The following is a 10,604-nucleotide window of genomic DNA, read 5'->3' on the forward strand; positions in this document are numbered from 1 at the left end:
GAAGGAACACCACCGTGAACCACCCGCCGTCCACCTCCACCTCCACCTCCGCTCCCGCCCCAGCCGCCGCCCCCGCCGCACGCTCCCTGGTCGAGGACGTCCTGCCGCTCTCCCCGCTCCAGGACGGCATCCTCTTTCACGCCCTCTTCGACGAGGACGAGCGCGACGTCTACGTCGCCCAGCTGCTCCTCGACCTCGACGGCCCCCTCGACGCGGACCGGCTGCGCGCCGCCGCCGACACCGTCCTGGAACGGCACGCCAACCTCCGCGCCGGCTTCCTGCGCCGCGCCACCGGCGAACCCGCCCAGGTCGTCCAGCGCGGCGTACGGGCCCCCTGGCAGGAGGTGGACCTGTCCGGGCTCGGCGCGGCCGAGCGCGCGGCCGCCGTCGACACCCTCCTCGCCGAGGACCGGGCCACCCGCTTCGACCTCGCCCGGCCGCCGCTGCTGCGCTTCACCCTGATCCGCACCGGCCCGCTGTCCCACCGGCTGCTGCTGACCTACCACCACATCCTGATGGACGGCTGGTCCTGGCCGGTCCTGGTGCGTGAACTCCTCGCCCTGCACCACGCCGACGACGCGCCCCTGGGCCCGGTCACCCCGTACTCCGCCTTCCTGGCCCGGCTCCACGGCCGCGACACGGCCGCCGCCCAGGACGCCTGGACCCGCGCCCTGGACGGTCTGCCGGGCGGAACCCGCACCGCGCCGGTGTCCCCGCCGCCCGGCTCGGTCCTGCCCGACCGCGTGGAGACCTACCTCCCCGAGTCCCTGACCGAGCGGCTCGGCGCCCTCGCGCGCGGCCACCGGATCACCTCCGGAACCCTGCTCCAGGGCGCGTGGGCGCTCCTGCTCGGCCGGCAGATCCGCTCCGAGGACGTGGTCTTCGGCGCCATCGTCAGCGGTCGCGACCCCGAACTGCCCGGCGTCGCCGACATCGTGGGCCTGTGCATCAACACCGTGCCGGTCCGCGTCCGCATCGACCCCGCCGAGTCCCTCGTCGCCCTGTTCGAACGGCTCCAGGACGAGCAGGCGCGGCTGATCGACCACCACCACCTGGGCCTGGTCGAGATCCAGCGGCTCGCCGGGGCGGGGGAGCTCTTCGACTCCTGCGTCGCCTTCCAGAACTACCCGGTCGACGAGGCCGGCCTCGCCGCCCTCGGCGCGGGCGGGCTGCGGGTCACCGGGGTGGACCCGTACGACGCCGCCCACTACCCGCTCTCGCTGACCGCCATCCCCGGCGACCGGCTGCGCCTGCAGATCGACTACCGGCCGGACGTCTTCGACCGGGACACCGCCCAGGCCCTGCTGGAGCGCCTCGCCCGGCTCCTGGAAGCCGTCGCCGAGGACCCGTCGTGCCCGGTGGGCACCGTGGACCTGCTCTCGCCCGCAGAACGCCACCGCGTCCTGGTCGAATGGAACGACACCGCACGCGACGAGCAGTACGCCGAAGTCGTCGAGCGGGTGCGGCAGCAGGCCGAGCGCCGCCCCGACGCCGTCGCCACCACCGACGAGACCGGCCGCGAACTGAGCTACGCGGCCCTCGTCGCCCGCGCCGACGCCCTGGCCCTGGCCCTGCTCTCCGACGGCGTGCGCCCCGGCGACCTGGTCGCCGTGCTGAGCGAGCCCACCGCCCGGGTCCCCGTCGCGATGCTCGGCATCCTCGGCTCCGGAGCGGCCTACGTCCCCCTCGACCCAGAGGGCCCGGTCACCCGGACCGCCGACCTCCTCGCGAGCGGCGGGATCGCCCGCCTGCTGGCCGCACCCGAACAGCGCGCCCGCGCCGAGGAGATCGCCGCCGCCGTCCCCGGCGGCCTGCCCGTCCGCGTCATCGACGACGCGGCCGCCGCCCCGGGCGAGCGCCCGGCGCCCGCCGGCGGACCCGACGCCCTCGCCTACGTCTGCTTCACCTCGGGCTCCACCGGCAAGCCCAAGGGCGCCATGGTCCACCGCCGGGGCATGAACAACCACCTCCTGGCCAAGGTCGAGGACCTCGGCCTCGGCGACGGCGACCGCGTGGTGATGAACGCCCCGCTCACCTTCGACATCTCCGTGTGGCAGATGCTCGCCCCGCTGATCACCGGCGGACAGGTCCACCTGGTCACCCGGGACACCGCCCGCGACCCGGCCGCCCTCTTCGACGACGCCGCCCGCCGGGGGATCACCGTCCTGGAGACCGTGCCCTCCTTCGTCCGCGCCGCCGTCGACCTGTGGGACACCGGCGTGCTGCCGCCGGCCCTGCCCGAACTGCGCTGGTTCATCGTCAACGGCGAGGTGCTGCCGCCCGAACTGTGCACCCGCTGGTACGCGCGCCACCCGCAGGCCGCGATCGTCAACGCCTACGGCCTCACCGAGTGCTCCGACGACAACACCCACGCCTTCATCGGCCCCGACGTGCACGCCCAGCTGGAACACGGCCGACTGCCCGTCGGCCGCCAGCTGCGCAACAACACCCTGTACCTGCTCGACGCCGCGCTCGCGCCCGTACCGCCGGGCGTGCCCGGCGAACTCTTCATCGGCGGCACCGGCGTGGGCCCCGGCTACCTGCGCGACCCGCGCCGCTCCAGCGAGCGCTACGTCCCCGACCCGTTCTCCGCCGTGCCCGGCAGCCGGATGTACCGCACCGGCGACCTCGCCCGGATGCGGACCGACGGCCAGCTCGACTTCCTCGGCCGCCAGGACCACCAGGTCAAGGTCCGCGGCAACCGCATCGAACTCGGCGAGGTGGAGACCGCTCTGCGCGCCGTACCCGGCGTCGGCGAGGCGGTCGTCGCCGTCGACCGCGACCACGCGGGCCAGCAGCGGCTCGTCTGCTACTTCACCGGCACGCCCACCGCCGAGGAGGTCCGCACCGAACTGGGCCGGAACCTGCCCAACTACATGGTGCCGTCGCTGTTCCTGCACCTGCCGAGGTTCCCGCTCACCGTCAACGGCAAGCTCGACCGCAAGGCGCTCCCCGACCCGGCCACCGTGCACCGCCCGGCCGGCCGGCTGCCCTCCACCCCCGCCGAGAAGGCGGTCTGCGAGATCTTCGCGTCCGTCCTCGGCCTCCAGGAGGCGGGCATGGACGACGACTTCTTCGCCCACGGCGGCCACTCGCTCCTCGCCACCCGGCTGACCGGCCGCATCGGGACGGAGCTGGGCGTACGACTGGGCATCCGCGACCTCTTCGAGACGCCCACCCCGGCGGGCATCGCCGCCCGCCTGGCCGAGGCCGCCACCGCACCCGCCCGCCCCGCCCTGCGCCCCCGCTCCCGCGACCGGGGCTGACCGGACGTGACCGCGCGTCCGGGCGCCTTCGGCCCCCGAACGCGCGGTCACGCGCCGCGCCCCCGCGAAGAGCCCGCCCGCACCCCCAGGAGACACCCCACCATGAGCCCCACCGAGACCACCCCCGTGCCCCTGCGCATCGCGCACCGGGCCGGGACCGCACCCGAGGCCACCGCGGTCCGCGCACCCGAAGGAGAGCTGACGTACCGCCAGTTCGACCGGCGGGCCCGCGCGGTGGCCGAGGAACTGCGCGCCGCGGGCGCCGGGCCGGAGGACACCGTGCTCCTGGGGGTGCGCCGGGGCGTCCACTGGGCGGTGGGGCTGCTGGGGATCTGGTACGCGGGCGCGGCCCCCCTCCTGGTGGACCTCGACGCCCCCGACGAGCGGCTGCGCACCCTGCTGCGGGCCGCCGGGACCCGGCACGCGGTCGCGCAGGACACCTGCGCGGCGGCGATCCTGCAACGCCGCACCGGGAGCGAGCTGTTCTGGGCCTCCACCTCGACCACGGCCCCCGCGTCAGAGGCCCGGCCCGCCGACGTCGCCCCCGGCTCCCTCGCCTACGTGCTCTTCACCTCCGGCTCCACGGGGCAGCCCAAGCCGGTGGCGGTCGGCCACGCCGGACTCGCCGCCCAGGTCGCCACCCTGGCCGGACGCTACGGGCTGACCGCCGAGGACGCGGTCCTGCAGTTCGCGGCCCCCGCCTTCGACGTCAGCCTGGAGGAGGCCCTGCCCACCTGGTGCACGGGCGGCACGGCCGTCTTCGTCGAGGACAACGTCCTCTCGCCCGCCGAACTGGAGCCGTTCCTCGGCGAACAGCGGATCAGCGTCGTCAACCTGCCCACCCCGTACTGGTCGCAGTGGGCCAAGGACCTGGAGCGCGCCCCGCGGCCGCTGCCCGCTGCACTGCGCCGCGTGGTGATCGGCAGCGACGCGGGCCGCACCGCGGACCTGACGCGCTGGACGGCCGCCGGGCACCCCCCGGTGATCAGCTGCTACGGCCTCACCGAGTCCACGATCACCGCCACCTCCTACGAGCCGGGACCGGACGAACTGGCCGGCTTCACGGGCGACGAGCTGATCCCGCTCGGCGAACCGCTGGCGGGCGTACGCGCCTACGTCCTCGACGAGGAGCTGCGCGAGGCGCCCCCCGGCGCCGCGGGTGAGCTGTACCTGGCGGGTTCCTGCCTGGCGCGCGGCTACCACGGCCGGCCGGCGCTGACCTCCGAGCGGTTCGTCGCCGACCCCTTCGCCGAGGCCCCGGGCGAGCGCATGTACCGCACGGGCGACCGCGTCACCCGCGCGCCCGGCGGCCCGCTCGTCTTCCTCGGGCGCGCCGACGACCAGGTCAAGATCCGCGGCCACCGGGTCGAACTCAAGGAGGTGGAGGCGGCCGTGGCCGCCCACCCCGATGTCGTCGACGTGGTCGCCCGCGCCGTCCCGGCGGCCGGCGGACCGCAGCTGGCCGCCTGGGCCGCCGTCACCCCCGGCAGCGCCCTCACCCCGGACGCCCTGCGCCGTCATCTTCTGGCCAAGGTGCCCGGGTACCTCGTACCGGCCGTGGTGACACTGATGGACAGGCTGCCGCGGACCCCGGGCGGCAAGCTCGACCCCAGGGCGCTCCCCGCGCCCGCCCCCCGATGAACCAGCAGCCCGCGGACCCGGTCCGCGACCAGACAAGGAACGCACCCGTGTCCGTCACCACCGACGAGTCCGCCGAGCCGACAGAGTCCGCCGAGCCGGGTCAGGCCGTGCAGCGCCGCCGGCGCAGGGACTTCCGGCTCTTCATGTCCTCGCACATCTGCAACGAGCTGGGCGGCAGCATCACGTACGTGGCCCTTCCGCTGATGGCGGTGCTCACCCTCGACGCCTCCGCGATGCAGGCGGGTCTGCTGTCCGCCGCGGAACACGCGGCGTTCCTGCTGCTGGGGCTGCCCGCCGGCGCTTGGGTGGACCGGATGCGCAAGCGCCGCGTGATGATGGCCGCCGACCTGGCGCGCACCGTCCTGCTGACGGCGCTGCCGGTGGCCTACCTGCTGGACCTGCACTCGATGCCGCTGCTGTACGCGGTCGCCCTGCTGCTCGGCTGCGCCCGGCTCTTCGGTGACGTGGCCGATCAGAGCTACCTGCCGACCCTCATCGGCAAGGACACCCTGATCGCGGGCAACTCGAAGCTGGAGACGGTGCGTTCGGGGGCCGAGTTCGCGGGCCCCGGTATCGCCGGCTTCCTGGTGCAGCTGCTGGGCGCGGCCGGGACACTGGCCGGGCAGGCCGTCACCTCACTGGCGTCCGTGGTCCTGCTGGGGCGGATCGGGGCCCGGGAGGAGAAGCCGGAGCCCGCCCCGCGCCGCCACCTGCTGTGCGACATCCGGGAAGGGCTGGGCTACGTCCTGAGCCACCGGATCCTGCGGCTCATCGCCCTGAACACGGCTGCCGTGAACCTGTTCCTCAGCGCGGTGATGGCCATCGAGGTGCTCTTCCTGACCCGCACCGTGGGGCTGCCGCCCGCGGCCCTCGGCTGGGTGCTGACGACGGCCACGATCGGCTCGGTGCTCGCGGCCACCTTCGCGGACCGGGTGACCCGGGCCGTCGGCGCGGCCCGGCTCACATGGCTGTCCCTGCTGGTCACGATGCCCTTCGGGCTGCTGCTCCCGCTCGCCGGCAACGACTGGCGGATCGGCCTGTTCGTGCTCGGATCGCTCGTCCAGTCGGCCGGCGTCACCCTGTACAACATCTGCCAGGTCACCTACCGGCAGACGGTCTGCCCGCCGCACCTGCTCGGCCGGATGACCGCCACCATGCGCTTCCTGGTGTGGGGGGTGCTGCCCCTGAGCGGCCTGCTGGCGGGACTCCTCGGTGAACTGCTCGGCGTGCGCGACGCGTTGTGGCTGTGCGCCGCCGCCCTCTCGGCGGCCCCGCTGGTCCTGCTCTGCTCCCCGCTTCGGCGGATGCGGGAGTTCGAGGACGACGTGCCGGAGGCCGGGGCCGGCGCCGGGGCCGCGCGGCCGGCTCAGTAGCCCATGCGGAAGGCGATGTGGGTGAGCTGGGTCCGGTTCACCGCGCCGGTCTTGCTGCGCAGCCGGCGCAGGTAGGTGTCGACCGTGTGCGGGCTGAGCCCCATCCGGCAGGCGATCATCCGGTACGTGTCCCCCTGCGCGAGGTAGGCCAGCACCTCCTGCTCGCGGGGGGTCAGGGCGGGCAGCTCCGGTGCGCGGGCGGTGAGCGTGGTGTGCAGCATGGGGGGCTCCGGATTCGGGAGAGAAGGTGGAGGGGCGCGGCGGGGTCCGGCGTTCCCGGTGACGGTGCGATCACTTTGCGTGTGATCGCGCCGTTTCGGACGTCCGGGGCCTGAAGTGGCCGGACACCCGCTGCTGTTCGTCGGGTACAGCCTTTCGCCCTGCATATCCTGGCGCCAGGGGGCGGGCACCTCACCAAAGTGCCTGGCAGTAAAGCGACCAGGGGCGAAAAAGGCAAAGTGGGGCAATGCGAACATCTGACGTGGTGCCGGATCCGAACAGCGCTGATGTTGACATCGATGTCTACGGATGGGTGCTCGAGCACCGCACGGTGGACGTGGACGCGGTGGCCGCGGGTACGGGGCACGATGCGGACGAGGTCCGGCGGAGCGTGGCGCGGCTGCGCGCCTCACGCCTGCTGCACGTGAGCCCGGTCGACCCGTCGGTGGCCTTCGCCGTGGCACCGGACACGGCCGCCGAGCAGCTCGTCGCCCCCCTGGAGGCGCGGATCCGCGACCAGCAGCGGGAGATCAGCGGGATCCGCGAGGACCTGGGGCGCTTCCTGCCGCACTATCTCGGCCGCCGCTCCACGGGGGAGTCGCTGGAGGTCCTGGAGAGCCTGGAGGACGTGCGCGGGGCACTCAACCGGGCCTCCCTCAACTGCACGACCGAGATGCTCAGCTCGCAGCCCGGGGGCGGCAGCAGGGTGCCGGAGGCGATGCAGGAGGCGTTGCGGCGGGACGAGACGATGCTCCAGCGGGGCATCTCGATCCGGACCCTGTACCACCACACCGCCCGCTTCAACGGACCGAGCCAGGCCTACGTCGCGGCCACTTCCGTACTGGGGGCGCAGTACCGCACCGCGCACGAACTGTTCGGCCGGCTGATCGCCTTCGACCGGGAACTGGCCTTCATACCCGTCTCCGACGGCAGTTGGGGCGCCGTGGTCATCCGCGAGCCCTCGACCGTCGCGTACCTGTGCAACATCTTCGACCAGACCTGGGACCTGGCCTCGCCGTTCTCGGCCGCGGCGGGCCAGGGGCTCGAAGAGGTGGCCCGCGAGATCCACGAGACGATCATCCGGCTGCTCGCCGCCGGTCTGAAGGACGAGGCCATCGCGCGGCGCCTGGGCATGTCACTGCGCACGGCGCGGCGCCACATCGCCGACATCATGCAGGAGCTGGGCGCGGGCAGCCGGTTCCAGGCCGGTGTGGCCGCGGCCGCGCGCGGCCTGCTGACCCTGGAGTCCGAGGCGGACGGCGAGGCGGTACAGCACTCCTGACCTGGTGTCACGCATTCTCGTGTCTGTCGTGGTCGGCGGGCGTGTCGCATGCTGCTGTGATGGGAGCTGTGGAGCCGCCGAACAAGAGGGGCACGTGATGGACATGCCGGACGAAGTCAGCGAACGGGAGGCCCCGCACCTGCGGGAGATCGTCCTGTTCCTCTCGGTCCACCTGGACCGGGCGCCGGGTGTGCTGTGGCCCGAGTACGACAACCCGGCCTTCGGCGACCCCGCCGACGCCGGTGACGACGACGGAGCCGTCGGTGCCTTCGGCGCCGACGGCTCCGCGGCGGGCCCGGCGGGTGGTGCCGTGTGCCCGGCCCAGGTGGACCGGTTCACCGCCGAACTCGCTGCCCTGACCGGCCTGTGCGTCCGGCTGGACCGGGTGGAGACGGCCGGGGCCGCGCCGGGCGTAGGCGTGGACGCGGTATGGGCCGGGCAGCCCGGGGGCCGGGAGCACCTGCTGATCCACCAGATCGCCGGCGCCGTGACCTGGCAGCTGACCGGGACCGGCGAGAGCGGCCGGCCGGAGTCCTTCCAGTGCCGGCTGCTGCCCGGCGAGGTGCTGTACGTACCGGCCCGGTGGTCGCGCAGGTGTGTCGGCGCACCGCAGGCGCAGTACGCCGTCATCTCCCTGAGCGGTGCGGGTGACTGACGGCCCGGTGCGCGAAAGGGGGGAGGGAGGATCGCGGCGCGATCCTCCCTCCCCCCTTTTCCGTCCGGCCCTCACGGGCCGGTGCGATCAGCCGCCCCAGGAGCTGTCGTTGATGTCGCGCAGCCGGCCGTTCGTCGTGGTGCCGACCGTCACCACCTGGCCGCTGGGCGTCACGATCTGACGCGGCGTCTGGGTGGTGGTGCCCTCGCCCCCGGTGGTGGTGGTCGTCACGGTGGTCGCGGCCGTGTCGCCGTCGGCGGCCTGAGCGGTGCCGGCGGCGGGCAGCAGCAGCGCGGCCGCGGTCACGGACAGGGCGATGGCGTAACGCTTGAGCATGGGATCCCCAGGAGTACGAGCGGTCTGGTCCCGCCGCGGTCCGCCTTGTGGGCCGTCCGCGCCGGTCGGTGCAGGACCAACCTTGCCGTGCGCAGGGTGCTCCGGTGATCGATCAGACTGTTCATCAAGCTGCCTGGCGCGATGGTGAGGGGCCGCAAATCACGCTGAATCTCACCTATTCGGACAGGATTCCCGCTCCTGCGGCGGCCGGAGAGTCGTACTCACGTCCGACAGGTGCCTCCTCGGGCTCCGGTGCCTCCGCGGGCTTCGCCGGGCCCCTGCTGTCGAGCTCCCGCCACACCGGGAAGACCAGCGGCGAGAGCGTGACCGCGAGGTACAGCGCTCCCGTGCCCAGCAGCGCCGCCACCAGACCGGAGGCGTCCAGGGCCAGCCCCGCGCCGAGCATCCCCAGCGGGGTCGCCGCCAGCGCGGCGGCCATCAGCAGACCGAACACCCGTCCCCGGACCGCCGCGGGCACCCGCTCGTAGGCGACCGACATCATCAGCGGACCCACGATCCCCGACCCGATGCCGGACAGGGCCAGTACCGCCAGCAGCACCGCCGTCGGCGGCTCGGCGGCCAGCGCGGCGCACCGCACCGCCCCGACCAGGACGAAGGCTCCGACGAAGACCGTGCGCCGGGGCATCCGGTGGCCGGCCCAGCCGTACAGGGCCGCTCCGAGCAGCGCGCCGGCCCCCATCGCGGTCACCATCGCCCCGAACAGGGCGCTGCTGCCCAGCACCTGGGTCCCGTACGCCGGATAGAGCACGCCGTTCAGGGCCCCGTCCAGGGCGTTGGTCAGCATCAGGACCGCCACCATCGCGCCCAGCAGCGGGTCCCTGCGCAGCTGCCCCAGCCCGAAGCGCAGCTCCTGGCCGTAGGAACCGCGCGCCGGTCCGTCGTCGGCCGGGCGGGGGCGGGCCGCCGCCGGCACCAGGGCCGCCACGAGGAGGGCGGCCAGCGCCATCGCCGCCGTGTCCGCGTACAGGGTGCGCACGGGGCCGACGGCCGCGATGAGCAGACCGGCCAGCGGCGCCCCCGCCATCATGCCGATGCGGCGGGCTCCCTCGACGGCTCCCGTGGCCCGCTCCGCGGTGACCCCGGCGCACTCCATCGCCCCGGGCAGGAGCAGCTGCTTGGAGGTGTCGGACGGCCCGCGGGCGGCCCCGACCAGGAAGACCAGGACGATCAGGACGGGCAGGGGCAGGGCGCCCCAGGCGTGCAGGAGCGGGATCAGGCTGATCGCCGCGGCCGTCAGCAGGTCCGCTCCGATGCTCGTCGCGCGCACGGGCAGCCGGTCGACCACCGGACCCGCGAGCACGGCGGAACACAGCAGGCCCAGCACCTCGGCGGTGGCGACGAGCCCCGTCCGGGCGCCGCTGCCGGTGCTGTGCAGGACGAACCAGGGCACGGCGACCAGGGTCGCCGCCATGCCGAGCGAGGAGATCCCGGAGACCGCCACCAGGGCGGCCAGCGGGGTGCGGCGGCGCGGTGACGCGGAGCCGCCGGGGTACGAGCTGGTCATACGGGGTTCCTTCCGGCACCGCCGCGCCGCCCGGCAGCCCGCGGTGGGGTCTGCCGGGCGGCGTGGTGCCCGGGGATCGTCGGGTCAGCCGGCCATGCTCACGCGGAGGCTGAGCGGGCGCATGTCGGTCCACACCCGCTCGATGTGCGCGAGGCACTCCTCCTTGGTGCCGCGCACGTCCTGGTCGTGCCAGCCCAGCGGGACGGGCCGGCCGGCCTCCCAGAGGGAGTACTGCTCCTCGTCGTTGGCGACGACCAGGTACTGCTGCGGGGACGAGTCGTTCACGGTGTTCTCCTCGATGGATCAG

Annotated in this window: 9 protein-coding genes; 5 read left to right on the plus strand and 4 right to left on the minus strand. The window is 74.2% G+C overall.

Annotated elements, in window-relative coordinates:
* Window positions 1–14 precede the first annotated feature (14 nt).
* The 3 genes from ACXNSR_RS32655 to ACXNSR_RS32665 all read left to right on the plus strand — a co-directional run bounded on the left by ACXNSR_RS32655 (window position 15) and on the right by ACXNSR_RS32665 (window position 6,280).
* Entirely contained in the window at window positions 15–3,266 is a 3,252-nt protein-coding gene (locus ACXNSR_RS32655; RefSeq protein WP_458638950.1) for a non-ribosomal peptide synthetase, read from the plus strand.
* Between the two features lie 102 nt (window positions 3,267–3,368).
* Window positions 3,369–4,907, plus strand: coding sequence for an amino acid adenylation domain-containing protein (locus tag ACXNSR_RS32660; RefSeq protein ID WP_458638951.1), 1,539 nt, complete (start codon window positions 3,369–3,371; stop codon window positions 4,905–4,907).
* Window positions 4,908–4,954: 47 nt separating this feature from the next.
* Window positions 4,955–6,280 (plus strand): MFS transporter, encoded by a 1,326-nt coding sequence (locus tag ACXNSR_RS32665; RefSeq protein ID WP_458638952.1) that lies wholly within the window; start codon window positions 4,955–4,957, stop codon window positions 6,278–6,280.
* Here the strand turns inward: ACXNSR_RS32665 and ACXNSR_RS32670 are convergent.
* Window positions 6,274–6,501 (minus strand): response regulator transcription factor, encoded by a 228-nt coding sequence (locus tag ACXNSR_RS32670; RefSeq protein WP_030716619.1) that lies wholly within the window; start codon window positions 6,499–6,501, stop codon window positions 6,274–6,276. The two genes, ACXNSR_RS32665 and ACXNSR_RS32670, sit on opposite strands and share 7 nt — an antisense overlap.
* A gap of 245 nt (window positions 6,502–6,746) precedes the next feature.
* On the opposite strand from ACXNSR_RS32670, the gene ACXNSR_RS32675 reads away from it, so the two are divergent.
* Both ACXNSR_RS32675 and ACXNSR_RS32680 read left to right on the plus strand, forming a co-directional pair.
* On the plus strand, window positions 6,747–7,781 hold the full coding sequence (locus ACXNSR_RS32675) for a LuxR C-terminal-related transcriptional regulator (protein WP_458638953.1): 1,035 nt from the start codon (window positions 6,747–6,749) through the stop codon (window positions 7,779–7,781).
* 97 nt (window positions 7,782–7,878) lie between these two features.
* A complete protein-coding gene (locus ACXNSR_RS32680) occupies window positions 7,879–8,436 on the plus strand; it encodes a hypothetical protein (protein ID WP_458638954.1) in 558 nt (185 codons plus the stop codon).
* Window positions 8,437–8,523: 87 nt separating this feature from the next.
* Here the strand turns inward: ACXNSR_RS32680 and ACXNSR_RS32685 are convergent, their stop codons facing one another.
* From ACXNSR_RS32685 to ACXNSR_RS32695, 3 genes are all read right to left on the minus strand, one after another.
* Entirely contained in the window at window positions 8,524–8,772 is a 249-nt protein-coding gene (locus ACXNSR_RS32685) for a hypothetical protein (protein WP_458638955.1), read from the minus strand.
* Between the two features lie 175 nt (window positions 8,773–8,947).
* Window positions 8,948–10,297, minus strand: coding sequence for an MFS transporter (locus ACXNSR_RS32690; RefSeq protein WP_458638956.1), 1,350 nt, complete (start codon window positions 10,295–10,297; stop codon window positions 8,948–8,950).
* A gap of 84 nt (window positions 10,298–10,381) precedes the next feature.
* A complete protein-coding gene (locus tag ACXNSR_RS32695; RefSeq protein ID WP_403873382.1) occupies window positions 10,382–10,582 on the minus strand; it encodes an MbtH family protein in 201 nt (66 codons plus the stop codon).
* Window positions 10,583–10,604 lie beyond the last annotated feature (22 nt).

It is taken from the genome of Streptomyces sp. NC-S4, from assembly GCF_054353315.1.